Genomic DNA, 16143 nt, shown 5'->3' with positions numbered 1-16143 from the left:
GCTAATTGCTCATTGCTCTTTGCTAATTGGGAATCTATTGGGCACACCTGCACACCTGCACACCTACTCATTCTGGGGGTAGTTTGACGATAGTGAACCAAAAGTTTTCTATCGATTGCACAATTTTAACGAACTGCTCGAAGTCAACGGGTTTAGTAATGTAACAATTTGCACATAGATCGTAGGCTTTCAGGATATCTTCTTCCGCCTGGGAAGTCGTCAGCACAACTACGGGAATTCGCTTGAGGGCTTCATCGGCTTTCATTTCCAACAAAACCTGCCGCCCGTCTTTTTTTGGCAAGTTCAAATCTAGCAATACTAAGTCAGGATGGGACGCTTCGCTAAATTTTCCCTCTTTTTTTAAGAAAGCCATTGCTTCGACGCCATCCTCAACGATACTCAAGTTAACAGCTATTTTGCTATCTTCCAGGGCTATCTGGGTTAACTGAGCATCCCCTGGGTTATCTTCAACTAACAAAACTTCAATTGCCATGATGATCGGTGGAAAATTTATTAAGTATTAACTCAAATTGCTAGTTATCAGCTTTGGCGTTGCTAATTGCTAATTGCTAATTGATAATATAGGATTTTTACCAATCTCGCCATTAGCCTCGTGACCCAGGCGGTCGCCTGGGAACGCCATTAGCCGCTGTGAGAGAGATAACTAGCAACTTCAACCCGGTTTCTCTGAAAAATCGTGCGTTTGACAGCGAGAAATTAACTCTGAAACCGGGTTGATGACTGAGGTAATTGGTAATTGGATTCATTGGTCGTTGAATCCTGACAATTACCGATTACCCATTACCCATTACCAGCGTCCTTGGATGTAACTAGCAACTTACGTTATTAGCCGCTTTATCTGGAATCGTAAAGTAGAAAATCGCACCCTTACCCGGTTCGGACTCGACCCAGATCCGTCCTGAGTGCCGTTCTACAATTTTCTTGCAGATTGCCAAACCAATCCCAGTTCCTGGATATTTCCCCCTAGCGTGCAAACGCTGAAAGATGACAAAGATGCGTTCGGCATACTGGGATTCGATTCCTATTCCATTGTCGCGCACGTAGAACAACCATTCACTTTCGGATAGAGCATGTTCACTAGACGCGGGGACGCGGGGATGGGGGGACGCGGGGATAATTTTTGATAATTTCTCCGCTCTCCCTTGTCTCCCTGCCTCCGCGTCATTCCTCACTACTCCAATATGAACCTGGGGGGAAAGTTCGCTGCGGAATTTGATCGCGTTGCCGATTAGATTTTGGAATAATTGAGTCAGTTGGGTGGTGTCACCAATGACGGTGGGTAAAGCATCGTGGGTAATAACTGCGCCGCTTTCTTGAATGGCAATTTTGAGATTAGCTAAAGCATTCTCCAACACCTGATTACAATCAACTGGTACAAAAGGCTGTCCGCGAGTGCTAACCCGCGAATAAGCCAATAAATCGTTAATCAAAGTTTGCATCCGCCGCGCGCCGTCTACAGCATAGGCAATAAATTCATTTCCCTTGTAATCTAATTTGTCTTTGTACCTGCGTTCGATTAACTGCAAGTAACTCGTCACCATTCGCAGGGGTTCTTGCAAGTCGTGGGAAGCAACGTAAGCAAATTGTTCTAATTCTGCATTGGAACGAGCGAGTTCTTCTGCGTAGCGGGTTTGTTGTTCTAATAGTTGTGCTTGCGATAAGGCTATGCCAATTTGGTTGGCGAGTTGTTGCAGTAAATCGATTTCAAAATGAGTCCAATTTCGGGGACTAGAACACTGATGGGCAATCAGCAAACCCCAGCAGTTTTCCCGCATTAAAATCGGTACTACGAGGTTTGCTTTGATACCAAACTGCCGGAGTAATTCCTTATGGCAGAGTGCGATATCGGCAGTTTCGATATCGGCGATCGCACCCACTCTACCTTGACAATATGGTTCTAGGTGTTCTTGTCCCAGGCAGGGATCGGTGATTTTTTGGCCCAAAATAGCCGTAAAACCCGGTTCCACAGCTTCTTGCACCACCGTTCCCGAGCCGTCCCCCCACAGTCGAAAGATCAGCACTCGGTTGGTATCGAGCAGTTTTTGCACCTCGGTGACGGCAGTTTGCAGAATTTCGTCTGGTTGCAAAGATTGGCGAATTTTGAGGGTAATTTCGGCAAATAGTTGCGATCGCTGCCCTTGACGCCTTAATTCCTCTTCAGCTTGCTTGCGTGAGGTGATGTCTCGGTCTACCCCAGCCATCCGAACGGGTTTACCTGTTTCATCGTAAAACACCTGTCCCTTACTCGCAGCCCAGCGAATTGTACCATCCGGTAACACAAACCGAAATTCAATCTCATAGCCTTCTCCTTGTTGCACCGCACGGGTAATAGCTGTCACCACTCGCTCTCGATCTTCCGGGTACACCAAGTTAATAAATGTTTCGTAACGACCGTCGAAGCCTCCCGGCGTCAACCCCATCAAGCATTCTAGGTTTTGGGACCAGCTAATTTGGTTCGTTTGAATATTCCAGTCCCAAGTCCCCATGCAAGCAGCTTCTAGCGCCACCCGCAACCGTTCTTCGCTTTCCCTCAGCGCTTCAGAGGCTCGCCGGCGCTCGGTAACATCAGTATGGGAACCCGCCATCCGCACCACCTTGCCTTGTGAGTCCCACAGCGCTTGTCCCCGATCCAGTATCCATTTATACGTGCCGTCTTTGCACTGCACGCGATGTTCGGTGACGTAAAACGGGGTTTTCTTAGCAAAATGGTCTTTGATCGCTTGGGTTACCCACCCCAGATCGTCGGGATGCACTCGGAGTGCCCATTCATCCAAATGGTTGCTAATTTCGTGGTCTTCATACCCCAGCATTTCTTTCCATCGCGGTGAAAAGAATACTTCGTTTGTCCGCACATTCCAGTCCCAAATCCCATCGTTATTACCCCGTAAAGCTAAGTGCCAGCGTTCTTCGCTTTCTCGCAACGCTTCCTCAGTGTGCTTGCGCTTGGTAATATCTTGGAAATAAACCGACAAGCCATCTTTTGAGGGATAGGCGTGGACTGCAAACCAAGTGGCAAGGGGTGGATAATACTCCTCAAATTCCACGCTCACTTGTTGGCAAACCGCTCGATAATACTCCTGGTAGAATTTCGTCCTCACTGCATCTGGAAAGACTTGCCAAATATTCTTGTCAATTAACTCATTTGGGTGCTTCTGCAAGATCCGCCCTGCTTGCCGGTTAACATAGGTCAATCGCCACTCGCTATCCAGGGTCAAAAAGGCATCGGTGATACTTTCTAGGATGTTGGCGATTTGGTTTTTTGCTGCTTGTTCTTGCTGCAATAGTTGCAGGCGTTCTTGCTCTGCTTGTTTGCGATCGCTGATATCCTGAATCTGCACCACAAAATACAACGGCTCTGCCAAAGAAGTTCTCACTAACCCCACGCTCAATTGTACCCACACCACTTTCCCTTGTTTGTGCAGGTAGCGCTTTTCCAATTGATAAGATCGAATTTCACCTGCTAGCAATTGACGCCGTCGATCTATGCTGGTATCTAAGTCGTCTGGATGGGTAACAGATTGAGAGGTTTTATCCAATAATTCCCGTTCTGAATAGCCCAACATTTCGCACAACGAAGGGTTCACTTGCAACCAGCGTCCCGACAAAGATACTAATGCCATGCCAATCGCTGCATGTTCAAATGCTTGGCGGAAGCGTTCTTCGCTTTCCCGCAGCGCTTCTTCTACCTGTTTGTGTTGGGTAATATCAAACCTGATTGCCAAATATTGCAACGGTTTCCTTTCCCGATCGAGACAGGGAACAATCGTCGTATCAACCCAGTAATAACTGCCATCTTTGGCTTGGTTTTTAATCTCTCCCTGCCACACCTGACCGCTAGAAATCCTTGACCAAAGTTCCCGGAAAAATTCCGGGGGATGGTAACCAGAATTAATCAGGCGATGGGTTTTTCCCATCAGTTCTTCTCTGGAATATTGGGAAATTTGACAAAATTTATCGTTCACATAGGTAATCGTGCCTTTTTGGTCGGTCATCGCTACAATCGCTGACCGATATAAGGCAAATTTTTGAAACCTTAAAGATGCTATGGTGGCTTGCAGCGCTTCCTTTACCTGCTGGTACTGGCTAATATCGCTAAGGGCAGTTTCTTTTGAGTTAAATACTTGCAGCAAATTGGTTTGAGTTACTAACCCGATCAATTCACCTTGTTCGCCTACAACGGGTAGGTGGCGAATTCGATGGTGCTGCAACAGTGCTAAAGCTGTCAATACCGTCTCCGACCCGGTTAGCGTCAAGGTAATAACGGGTTGCGCCATCACCTCTTGGATGACCCTGGATAGTTCCAGGGAGGTTTTAGTGATTTTTACTACATCTTGATCGGTAAATATACCAATACAGCGCCCCCCTTCTACCACCAGAACGCAGGCAGCACTGGTTTGGTTGATTAAAGCGATCGCATCAATAACCGGGGTATCCGGCGCAACAGTCAAAGGAGAGCAATCGATAAATCGATCTAAAATGAGTAAGTCAACAAGCTCAAGCTCAGGAACAGGGAACATCTTAAACGACTGGCTCTTGGTTAAAATTGGGACAAATTACCCCATTCAAGGATCTGGGAAACAAACCTCGAAACGGGAGCAAAACCGCGACAGTTATATAAAACGGCTAGCCCGATTGTATCAATCAGTTTTCATACCGCAGGCAGTTGCAATCTTTCTTGAAGAATGGGAGCAACAGTAGGGGCGGGTTTTACCAACCAATCTGTGGAAAAAAACCGGGTTTCTGTGAAACTACGAAGAAACAAAGGTGATGGCCTCGTAAAACCCCCCTCCTGCAACTATTTTGCTAGAAATCGGTTTGAGAGAGGAAGTAAAAATGGACACACAAAACAGCGAACTCAAACAAATTGCGACCCAAATTTTAGCTGGAATGCTTGCCAATCCCCACATTTATGCCAGCGTCAGCGATGAGAAAGGCAGGGGACAGCAAGAGCAGGATCTGATTGTGGTAGCAATTGAGATGGCTCAAAGTTTAATTGAACGGGTCGAGAAAATGTAGCGCTCCGGGAGGGATCAACAGATATACTCGAAGTAAACTTCCAGTGCAGGAAGATAAATGCTCCTGAGAGAATGTCAAATTATTGACATGGAAAAACGGCGGCAATTACCGCCAAGCGGCATAGACTACCGGCAGAGTTTTTGTAAAAATTCATGGGTGATTAAAACTACTCAGGCTAAGATTTAGGTAGATTGACCCAGGCTGCATCAGCTTTTCTGCGGTCACGCCTCAAGAAAAGAGCTAAGTGACCTGATAAATAAAACCACTATGGATGCTTTCCAAGATCCTAATAGAACGGCTCCAAGTAACAAGTTAAACAAGTCAAGACAAAATCTTCAGTTGGCTCAAGAAAAAATTTATAGCTTTTTCTTGGAAATTGTTCATAGCTGGGAACCTGGAACGGTTTTATTGGAATTTAAACATTTATTTTTGGAGCCAATTAAAGCAGTTTCTTCCTCAGCGCTTCATGCGCTTTACGAAATCATTTTTTTTGAGGACGAGCAAGAATTTAGAAACACGATCAAAAGAACTTGTTATATTTTAATCAATAACTGGTGGGCGGCTAGACAGTACCATACCATCCAAAAGTTAATTCGCCTATTTCCAGAAACCTCACCCACCGAAATTATTGCATCTCTACCCCTCAGCCATCTCAATAGCTGGATTCAAAATTTTATTAACAGTAAAGATTACGAAGAACTCAAATTATTTGCTTCGGCGTTTGAAAATCGTCAAAAAGGCTATTGGAGCCATCGCTATACTGCTTATTTATTGGCGGCGCAATATGTGGATCTAAAAAATCCCATCGAACAGCGGGAAGCTGCTAAGGAATTATCCAAGCATCTAAAAGAAAAGTTTAAGCACGATCTGGCGATGTACACGGCTCACTCTCAGTCTGCTACTGTCAAGGATAGCGAACTCAAAAACCCGACGCGGTTGGGAGATGAAGCGTTGCGTCTGATCAAAAAAATTGTCGCCAAACGCGGGTTGTTCAGCTATTCTAACTTGGCAAATATTTTCAACAATCAAAATCAGCAGGTCAGTTATCAGATGTTTAAACAAAACCTGCAAAAATATATTTTATATTCGCTTTATATAAACAACAAAGGATTTATCAAAACTTTGAAAGCTGAGTTAGCTAAAAAACTAGAACATCTCTATAAAGAGCGGGAAGAAGACACTGTCACCACCGAACTAATCCTGAGAACTTGTAACCAGGTGATTGAATGCTTAACCACAGAAAATCAGCAGGAACCTTCGTTGTTGTTTGTTTTACTCATATCTCAAAACGAGACGCTGACTTTAGCGATTATTCTGCTCAAAATTGTGCTGTTTTGCAAAAATGTTCGCGTCAATTTAGAAGCGCGGATTGCTAATTTAATTCAATATTATGAAAAATTGCCCGAAGAAGACTGCTGGGGCGTCATTCATTTTTTGGAAGTGTTAAATCTGGTTTTTACAGTTTATACGGAAGATGTAGAATACAATTTAGTCAATATAAAAAAGAATTCCAACAGCGAGTCAGCGAGTGACGATTTGGATGGTTATCGAGTGTTTTCGCAACTTAAATGCGATTTAAACCTCAAGGGTGCTAACCTCAGCGGCACCGACTTACACGGTGCTGACTTGAGCGGTGTTAACCTCAGCGGTGCTAACCTCAGCGGTGCTAACCTGACTCATGCCGATTTAAGCAATGCCAAGCTCAGCAGTGCGGATCTAAGCAAAGCCACGCTCAACAGTGCAGAATTGATCGCAGCAGATTTAAACCATGCTAATCTCAGCGGTGCGAGCCTGCGCGGAGCCGATCTGCGCCGGACTAACCTGAACGATGCTAACTTGAGCAATACTAACTTGATCGTGGTGAAATTGCGTATGGCTGACTTACGCCGCGCGAATCTTAAGGGTGCTAATCTGGGTGCGGCTAACTTGAACGGTGCTAACTTAAGCGAGGCTTGTCTGAATTTAACTCACCTACGCCATGCCGACTTGAGCGGTGCCGACTTAAGCGGAGCGAACTTGAGCAATGCCGACTTGAGCAATGCCGACTTAAGCGGAGCGAACTTGAGCAATGCCGACTTGAGCAATGCAAACCTGCGCCATGCTACCTTGATGAGCGCTAACTTTCGCCATGCTAACTTGAACGGTGCGGACATGGGGCGCGTTGATTTGACCAATGCGGATTTGAGCGAAACCGACCTGAGCCGCGTCAGAGTGGAATATGCGCGATTTCATCGCAATTTAGGACTTTCTGAGCAAACAAAGCAGAGCTTGAAGCAGCGTAGAGCTGTTATTGAGGATGATTTGCCAACAAGCGAGTCATCTTGGCAAGATGGGTTAAGCATAAGCGACTTGGACATGTGACGTACTCCAGACGCTGACTGCTACGCAGTACAGCGCTGGCTTCTCTTGCGAGCCTTTTTGAGTGAGGCGACGCCCAACCCCACTTTTTTGATTAGCACTGACGAGTTAGTATCTCTATCGAGTTGTAGGCCGCAGTGAGGACAACTATGCCATCTCGAGGCCAACTCTTTAGGAACTTGATTGAGGCACTCTGAACAATGCTGTGTAGTTCCCTTGGGGTCAACCTTGATAACTCTCTGCCCAGCACTTTCAGCCTTGACAGTTAGTATCTCAATGAATTGGCTCCATCCTGCATCAGCAATACTTTTATTCATCCCAGACTTTGCACTTTGACCGTTAGCGGCAAAACCGCCTTTGCCATCCGGTCTTGGTTTGCATCTTCTGGACATGTTTTTGACAGCTAAGTCTTCCACAAACACAACTTCTGCTTTTGAAAGAATCTTTTTAGCGGTGTTGTAGTGGAAGTCCTTGCGTCTACGAGCTATTTTTTGGTGCAGCTTGGCTATAGGAATTTTTAGCCGTTTCTTAGCTCGAAAGTTAGTAGTAGCATCTAGTTTTTTTTGAAGTAAGGCTAATCTCTCCTCTTGGGAGCGAAAATACCGAGGAGCATCATAAAACTCTCCTTCTGAATCTGCCGCAAACTTTTCTAGACCTAAATCTATGCCAATACTGTTATCCCAACGCGGTTCAACCGTTGGCTGAATCATTTCTGGTACAGTGTCATCTTGCAGGGAAAGCGTCAGATACCAACCATCTGCCTTCAACGTTACTGTAGCCGTTTTGATTTTGAATCCATCTAACAGTGGTCGATGAAGGATTAGCTTAACATCCCCAATCTTGGGTAGAGTAATGCGATTAAGAGCCAGACTGTCTTGCTTCATCTGGGTGTAGGTAAAGGAGCGATAACGCCCCTTACCTTTAAAACGTGGTTTCCCAGAGCGGTTGCCGTTTTTGTCGCCAAAAACATACCGCTCAAACGTCTTATCAACCCGATGAATGCAGTCTTGTAAAACTTGAGAATATATATCTTTGTACCACGGTCGCTCTACCTTGGTTTCAGGTAAAGCACCTTGTTGCATAGCCTTCCAATTCACATAACCACTTTTCCCAATCATTTCTGATCGGATGTCTTTGAAAATCTCCTCTACGGGAACAATTGAACAAGTTAGAGGACATGCAGAGACTCTGCACCGCGTCTGGGAGTACCAATCGAAGCGCTGACCTAGACGATAGTTATACTGCGCCCGCAGCATATCGAGCCACCGTTTCATCAGGGCGGCTTGTTCAGCGGTTGGTAGTAAGCGGTACTGGTGTGATATCCTCATAGTCAGTATCATACCACAGCACTAAACGCAGTCAATGGGTTATAAATCACATTCCAGGGCGGTTTCAGACATGAAAGCTCATTTAGTGCTTGTGACAAAATACCGAAAAAAGGTAATCACAGCAGAAATACTCAGCAGGCTGGCGGAGATCGTCCAATCAGTGAGCGAGAAATGGGGATGTCAAGTAATCAAGGTAAATGGAGAAGCAGATCATATTCACCTGCTGTTCTCCTATTACCCTCAAATGCAGGTCAGCAAGTTCGTGAACAATCTCAAGACCGTCACCAGTCGAATGATTCGGAAGGAATTCCCTCAAGATGTGCAAAAGTTTTACTCGAAGCCACTGTTCTGGTCGGAGTCCTATTTTGTCGCATCATCTGGAGGTGTTACCGTTGAGCGACTAAAACAGTATGTCCAATCCCAAGACTCAGCGTCAGAGTCCGATCAAGATCCCGCCATTCATCCCGGCCCCGCCGTAAACGGACGGGGCGGGACTTCTGGCGGTTGAAGTTAAACCCCTTAAACCCATTTTGATTTTGAATTGCTACAAATGAATAACTCGTCAGTTGGATATAAATGGGATTTTTGTCATGTACAATGCCAAAAACCCCATTCCCGATTATTTACAACAAGACTAATTGCTTAAATATTTTTCTATAGTTAAATCTATTATGATTGAAATTCCCGGCTATCAGGTTCTCTCCCAAATTTACGAAAGTGCCAACTCGCAAGTTTATCGCGGCATCCGCGAGACAGACCATCGTGCGGTAATTGTCAAGATACTTAAGCAAGATTATCCCACAGTAGCGGAACTGACTCGCTATAAGCAGGAATATGAAATCCTCCGCCAGCTGAAGTCGGACGGCGTTATCAAGGCTTATAGCTTAGAAAGCTATCAGAGAACGTTAGCGATTATTTTAGAGGATTTCGGCGGCTCCTCCTTAAAAACCTTGATGCGCGAGCAAAAGTTTACCCTGTCTGAATTGCTCAACATTGCCATTAAAATCGTCGAGAGTTTAGAGCGCATCCACGCGGCTAATATTATTCACAAAGATATTAACCCTTCGAATATCGTTTATAATCCCACAACCGAAGAACTGAAAATCATCGACTTTGGCATTGCGACAGTTTTAACCTACTCTCAAACTACCCTCAAAAATCCTACGGTTTTAGAAGGCACTCTGCCTTATATATCGCCAGAGCAAACTGGAAGAATGAACCGTTCTGTGGATTATCGCACTGATTTTTACTCGCTGGGGGTCACTTTTTATGAAATGTTCGGCGGCGCTTTGCCGTTCGAGACTTTAGATCCAATCGAGTTGGTACACTGTCACATTGCTAGACAGCCTTTACCCCTCGATAAAATTAATCCAGAAATTCCTCCACCTCTGGCGGGTATCATCATGAAATTATTAGCGAAGAATGCCGAAGAGCGATACCAAAGTGCCTGGGGAATTAAAGCCGATTTAGTGCTGGCGTTGATGCAGTTAGAATCGATTGGCACGATCGAATGCATCTTTCCCGGCCAACATGACATTTCTGATAAGTTTCAAATCAGCCAAAAACTTTACGGCAGAGAGGGAGAAATTCAAACGTTAATGGCAGCATTTGAAAGAGTATCAGCGTCTCTACAATCCAAAAGTTCCCAGCCAAAATCTCAAATAGAGATGATGTTAGTGACGGGTGCTGCTGGCGTTGGTAAGTCAGCACTGGTGCAAGAAATTTGTAAATCTGTTACCCAAGGTTGCGGTTATTTTATTAGTGGTAAATTTGAACAATTGCAGCGGAATATTCCTTACACTGCTATCATCAGCGCTTTTCAGGAATTGGTGCGACAACTGCTAACAGAAAGTCAAGCTTCACTTCAGCAATGGCGCGAAAAATTTTTAGCAGTTTTGGGTCACAGCGGTCAAGTAATAATTAATGTCATTCCCGAAATAGAATTGATTATTGGCAAGCAGCCAGCCTTGCCGGAGTTAGAATCAATCGAGTCGCAAAATCGGTTTTATTTAAGTTTTCAAAATTTTATCCGTTTGTTTGAGTCACACAACCATTTTTTAGTTATATTTCTAGATGATTTGCAATGGGCAGACCCCGCTTCCCTCAAATTAATTCGACTGATAATGACAGGTGAAGTCGGCAGTTCATCAGCCTTTGCCCCCCCTCAACATCTATTGTTGATTGGGGCATATCGGGATAACGAAGTTAAATCGAATCATCCTTTGATGACGACGATAGAGGCGATCCAGAAACAAGGAGTAACTGTTAGCCAAATCGGTTTAGCACCCTTAGAAATAGATGCGATCGCTCAACTAATTGCCGACACGTTACGCAGTGATGTTAACTCGGTCAAACCTTTAGCAGAATTGGTGAGGCAAAAAACCGGGGGCAATACTTTTTTTTTGAAGGAATTTTTACATACTCTATATGGAAATAAATTGATATTTTTTGATTTCGATTGTTTAAGCTGGCAATGGGATATAGAGGGGATTGAAGCGATGGGTATTACCGATAATGTGGTAGAATTAACCATCGACAAATTGAAGCAACTTCCCCCATCAACTCAGCGGGTTTTACAGATGGCGGCTTGTGTGGGTGGGAATTTCGATTTAGACACTCTTTGTATAATTTGCGAACAATCGCCAAGGAGAGTTTTTGAGGATTTAAAAGTAGCGATTCAGGCGGGGTTAATTCTGCCTACGTCCGAGTTAAACTCTGATCTATTAATTCTGGAATATGCATTTTCCCACGACCGGGTGCAACAAGCAGCTTACGATTTGATCTGTTTCGAGGAAAGACAAGCAGTTCACTTAAAAATTGGTCGCCTGTTGTTGCAAAAGACTCAGCCAGAACAGTTAGTTGATGAGATATTTAAGATTGTCGATCATTTAAATAGTGGAGTTTTATATCTGTTAACTGAAACTGCTGAAACAGCTTGTGAAAAAGATTTGGATGAACTAGCAGAACTAAATTTAATTGCCGGAAAAAGAGCCAAGTCAGCTACGGCTTATAGGGCAGCGAGCGCTTATCTAACCTTAGCGCGATCTTTACTACCAGAAAATGCTTGGGAAAACCAATACAATTTGAGCTTAAATATTCATCTAGAAGCCGCAGAAGCAGCCTACCTCAGCGGGGATTTTCAGCAGATGGAATCATTAGGGGAAACCGTGCTGCAACAAGCTAAAACCCTGCTCGACAAAGTCAAGGTTTATGAAATTAAAATCCAAGCCTATAAGGCGCAAAACCAACTCGTTGAAGCCATCAAAATTGGACTGCAAGTGTCTGAACAGTTAGGGGTAAGCTTGCCAAAGTCGCCCACCCCTAAAGCTATGCAAAAATTCCTGGCGCAAACCGCTGCCCTGATTCCTAAAACTGGTATAAATGACTTAATTAACTTGCCCGAAATGACGGATATTTCTGTGCGAGCCGCTTTGGGTATTCTATCAAAAATCAATCCGGTTACCTATATCACCTCTCAACCTTTATTTTTGCTGATTGTCTTAACACAGGTCAATTTATCTATTCAACGTGGCAATGCCCCTGAATCAGCCATTGCTTATGCCAGTTACGGGCAAATTTTAAACGGCATTTTTCAAGAAATTGAATCGGCTTCTCAGTTGGGCGATTTAGCTTTGAATTTAGCCTCAAATTTCAATAATAAAACGATTAAGACTAAAACATTATTCATCGTCGCTACTTTCATTTTATATTTAAAAAAACATATCGGAGAAGCCGCCGAGTTATTGTTGGAAGCTTACTCGCTCGGAATCGAAACCGGGAATTTCGATTTTGCCAGCTACAGTGCCAAAGAAAAATGTCAGTATGGCTATTGGATGGGGCAGCCATTGACAGAATTAGAAGCAGAAATGGCAACCTACAGCCAGGTTCTAGATAATTTCAAGCAAGGCATTGCTTTGCAGAGCCTGAAAATCTTTCATCAAGCCGTTCTTAACTTGCTTGGAAAAGCTGAAAATCCTTGTCGGTTATTGGGGGAAGCTTTCCATGAAGACGCATCCCTACCGCTGCTGATTCAATCTAATTACCGCACCGCAATTTACAACTTTTATTTAAATAAACTCATCCTCTGCTATCTGTTTGGCGAACAGGATCAAGCCTTAGAAAATGCCGAAATAGCCCAACCATATTTAGACGGAGTCACCGGCAATATGGTCGTAGCCGCGTTTTATTTCTACGATTCTCTGGCGAGACTAGCGGTGTATGCCGATGGGGATAAATCCCAGCAAAATACCCTGCTTAAACAAGTGGCAGAAAACCAGACAAAGATGCAAAAATGGGCGCAGCACGCCCCGATGAATTTTTTGCATAAATTTTATCTGGTTGAAGCGGAACGGCAGCGAGTTTTAAAACAAAATGTTGAGGCGATGGAAAATTATGATCGCGCGATTTCCCTCGCTAAACAAAACGATTACATTAATGAAGAAGCACTCGCCAATGAGCTGGCAGCTAAATTCTATCAAGCTTGGGGTAAAGAAAAAATTGCCTCGGTTTACATGAACGATGCGCGCTATTGTTATACCCTCTGGGGATGTCAAGCCAAAGTTGAGGAATTGTCAGAACGCTATCCCGAATTGCTCACGCGCATCAGGGTGGAAAATGCCAGGAGCGCTACTATTGTTTCAACCAGCAGTAATTCGAGCGAAATCTTGGATTTAGGCACTGTGATGAAAGCTTCTCACGCCATTGCCAGTGAAATTGTCCTCGATAGCTTGTTAGCCAAAATGATCAAGATCGTTATGGAAAATGCCGGGGCCCAAAGGGGCTTTATTTTAAGGGAACAAGCGGGGGAATGGGTGGTTGAAATCGCCGGACAGTTGGCGCACAAGGAAGTCATCGTCAGACGCTCTATTCCCGTATGCGCTCACGGGTCAGATTCAGAAGCAGGGGAGTGTGCTTACCTGCCCAACTCGATTATTAACTATGTAGCGCGGACTAAAGAAGATGTTGTTTTAAACGATGCGGTTGAGGAAATTGCCTTTACTCAAGATAGCTACATTATTGCCAATCAACCTAAATCAATTCTGTGTACGACGATCCAAAATCAAGGTCAACTCATCGGCATTCTTTACCTAGAAAATAATCTGACGACAGGGGCATTTACCCGCGATCGCTTATCCCTTATCCAATTATTATGCTCTCAAGCGGCGATTTCCCTGGAAAATGCCCGACTCTACGAGGAATTAGAAAACTATTCCCAAACCCTGGAGGCGAAAGTCGAAGAGAGAACTCAAGAATTGCAACAAGAAATTATTGAACGCAAATTGCTGGAAGAAAAGCTGCAAGCCTCTGAAAGTAAAATGCGAGCCGTGTTTGAAGCCATGACCGATATTGTACTGATCCTGGATGCCCAAGGAAATGTAGAAGTTGTGCCGACGAATACGAGTTCTTTGTATCCACCCGACATTGACATTATCAGTCATACAATCGAACCATTTTTTATCGATGAAAATACGGAGAATTGGTGGGAGCTAGTCCGACGGGTTTTAGAGACACAGCAGACGATTCATTTGGATTACTACCTAACGATTAACGAGCGCCAAGTTTGGTTTACAGCTTGTATTTCGCCGGTTTCAAACGATTTGGCGATCTGGGTTGCTCACGATATCAGCGATGTCTACCAAGAGCTTCGCCTACGCAAGCAAGCAGAGACAGCTTTGCTTAACAAAAATGACGAGTTAGTCAAGACGCTGCAAGAATTAAAAGTCACTCAACAAGAACTGATTCAATCAGAAAAAATGGCAGCGTTGGGACAACTCGTTGCCGGAGTTGCCCATGAAATTAATACCCCCTTGGGGGCGATTCGCTCATCCGTGGAGAATATTGCTAATTTCTTGGGGCAAAACCTTTTGGAGTTCCCCGAATTTTTCCAATCTTTATCTCCAGAACGGCACCAGGATTTCTTCCTATTACTGCAACATTCCAATCCTCAAACTACCCAGTTATCTACTAAAGAAAAACGCCTGGCCAAACGGGCGTTAAATCGGCAACTGGAATCTTTCGCTATTGCCGATCCAGAGACGGTTGCCGATACCTTGGTTGACCTGGGCATTTATGACAATATTGAACCTTTTTTGCCGTTGCTGCAAAACCCAGAAAGTGGCAAAATTTTAAACAAAGCTTATCAATTGGGGAGTTTACAAAAAAGCACCAATACTATCAAAACAGCCACCGACCGAGCGGCAAAAGTCGTGTTTGCATTGAAAAGCTATACCCATTGGAACGCTTCTGGAGAAAAGGTGCTAGCTAAACTCACTGATGGAATTGAAACTATCTTAACGCTTTATTACAACCAACTAAAACAGGGTGTGGAAGTCATCAGAAATTACGAAAACGATTTGCCGGAAATCTTATGCTATGCCGATGAACTGAATCAAGTTTGGACCAATTTAATCCACAATGCTTTACAAGCGATGGGCAACAAGGGAATTTTAACCATTAATGCCAACCAGCAAGATAATTGGATGCGGGTTAGCATTACCGATAGCGGTAAGGGAATTCCTCCAGAAATTATGTCGCGGATCTTCGAGCCATTTTTTACCACGAAACCCCCAGGAGAAGGCAGCGGTTTGGGATTGGATATTGTCAGAAAAATTATTGAGAAGCATCAAGGGAAAATTGAGGTAGAATCGGTGCCTGGTCAAACGACTTTTACCGTATCGATTCCAATTTCTGGTTGATGCACTGAGATCTTGCACCTTTCCACCGACCCGCCAGGGAATAAATTCCAAAGCTGATAGCCTTGCGTCCATTAAAATGGACTGATATCAAATCCAGTGGCATCGTTGCTGAACAAATTTTACAGCGGATTGCCAGCGAGTGAGGTACAGCTGAGTTTGTCAAGCGCGCACCCGCGCATGGTGCGCGCTTGACAAACTCAGCTGTACCTTTTATGGCTGCAATCCGCTATAAGTCCTCTTGATTATGGCTGCAATCCGCTATAAGTCCTCTTGAGAGGACTTTCGCTATCAGCTTTGGAATTTATTCCCTGGCGGGTGAGAAACTGCAACTTAATTTCTCTTCACCTTTACCAAAAATTTGGGTTTAAAGCCCCGTCGTAGAACGACGGCTTTTATCCAAGCTCTGGTTTATAATGGACACAAGAAATTAAACAAGAAGATGAAAGCCCGGTATCGTTATAGGTGCTATCCCACAGCAAGTCAAAAGTTGGCATTAGCCAAATTATTTGGTTGTGTGCGGGTAGTCTGGGTGCGATTCGTTCCTGCAAAAATGGAAAGCCCAACGGCTGAAGTGTAAGCAGGGCAAGGTTGGTAATAATTAACCTTGACAATCTAATTTCCGTGATGGTGTAAGTCCATCCCTCTTGATGTTGGAGTGACAGCTTAATCCCCAATCTATAAAACTGGTAATCTTATAGGTTGAAGCGGGGTTAAACGGTGGTAAC

The 16143-nt window shown here is 44.3% G+C and carries 6 protein-coding genes and 3 pseudogenes; 5 read left to right on the top strand and 4 right to left on the bottom strand.

Translation table 11 applies throughout. From position 1 onward, the window contains the following. Window positions 1-67: 67 nt before the first annotated feature. The 3 genes and pseudogenes from MiSe_RS20840 to MiSe_RS53915 form a co-directional block, all read right to left on the bottom strand. Window positions 68-493, bottom strand: coding sequence for a response regulator (locus tag MiSe_RS20840; protein ID WP_226584554.1), 426 nt, complete (start codon window positions 491-493; stop codon window positions 68-70). Between the two features lie 337 nt (window positions 494-830). Further along, window positions 831-3296: pseudogene (locus tag MiSe_RS20835) on the bottom strand (PAS domain-containing sensor histidine kinase); the annotation flags it as partial. Window positions 3297-3326: 30 nt separating this feature from the next. Next, window positions 3327-4538 (bottom strand): annotated as a pseudogene (locus MiSe_RS53915) (PAS domain S-box protein); the annotation flags it as partial. A 316-nt stretch (window positions 4539-4854) separates the two neighbouring features. On the opposite strand from MiSe_RS53915, the gene MiSe_RS20830 reads away from it, so the two are divergent. Beyond that, window positions 4855-5037, top strand: a complete 183-nt coding sequence (locus MiSe_RS20830; RefSeq protein WP_226584547.1) for a hypothetical protein — start codon at window positions 4855-4857, stop codon at window positions 5035-5037. 267 nt (window positions 5038-5304) lie between these two features. After that, entirely contained in the window at window positions 5305-7398 is a 2094-nt protein-coding gene (locus MiSe_RS20825) for a pentapeptide repeat-containing protein (protein WP_226584544.1), read from the top strand. Between the two features lie 20 nt (window positions 7399-7418). On the opposite strand, the gene MiSe_RS20820 is transcribed toward MiSe_RS20825, so the two are convergent. Then, window positions 7419-8723, bottom strand: a complete 1305-nt coding sequence (locus MiSe_RS20820) for an RNA-guided endonuclease InsQ/TnpB family protein (protein ID WP_226584541.1) — start codon at window positions 8721-8723, stop codon at window positions 7419-7421. Window positions 8724-8757: 34 nt separating this feature from the next. On the opposite strand from MiSe_RS20820, the gene tnpA reads away from it, so the two are divergent. The 3 genes and pseudogenes from tnpA to MiSe_RS20805 form a co-directional block, all read left to right on the top strand. After that, window positions 8758-9231 (top strand): IS200/IS605 family transposase, encoded by a 474-nt coding sequence (gene tnpA, locus MiSe_RS20815; RefSeq protein ID WP_226584539.1) that lies wholly within the window; start codon window positions 8758-8760, stop codon window positions 9229-9231. A 163-nt stretch (window positions 9232-9394) separates the two neighbouring features. Further along, the gene (locus tag MiSe_RS20810) at window positions 9395-15418 is read left to right on the top strand and encodes a trifunctional serine/threonine-protein kinase/ATP-binding protein/sensor histidine kinase (RefSeq protein WP_226584536.1); all 6024 of its coding nucleotides are present in this window, start codon (window positions 9395-9397) and stop codon (window positions 15416-15418) included. A gap of 439 nt (window positions 15419-15857) precedes the next feature. Beyond that, window positions 15858-15947, top strand: a pseudogene (locus MiSe_RS20805) (helix-turn-helix domain-containing protein); the annotation flags it as partial. Window positions 15948-16143: the final 196 nt, after the last annotated feature.

Source organism: Microseira wollei NIES-4236, from assembly GCF_020521235.1.
In the GTDB taxonomy this organism is placed as follows: domain Bacteria; phylum Cyanobacteriota; class Cyanobacteriia; order Cyanobacteriales; family Aerosakkonemataceae; genus Microseira; species Microseira wollei.
Note: the sequence above shows the minus strand (reverse complement) of the source record. Positions and strands in the feature narration are given on the sequence as shown.

Bases quoted from the DNA above. Each gene is read 5' to 3' on its own strand.
- MiSe_RS20840 (WP_226584554.1), bottom strand. From the start codon at position 493: ATGGCAATTGAAGTTTTGTTAGTTGAAGATAACCCAGGGGATGCTCAG.
- MiSe_RS20830 (WP_226584547.1), top strand. From the start codon at position 4,855: ATGGACACACAAAACAGCGAACTCAAACAAATTGCGACCCAAATTTTA.
- MiSe_RS20825 (WP_226584544.1), top strand. From the start codon at position 5,305: ATGGATGCTTTCCAAGATCCTAATAGAACGGCTCCAAGTAACAAGTTA.
- MiSe_RS20820 (WP_226584541.1), bottom strand. From the start codon at position 8,723: ATGAGGATATCACACCAGTACCGCTTACTACCAACCGCTGAACAAGCC.
- tnpA (WP_226584539.1), top strand. From the start codon at position 8,758: ATGGGTTATAAATCACATTCCAGGGCGGTTTCAGACATGAAAGCTCAT.
- MiSe_RS20810 (WP_226584536.1), top strand. From the start codon at position 9,395: ATGATTGAAATTCCCGGCTATCAGGTTCTCTCCCAAATTTACGAAAGT.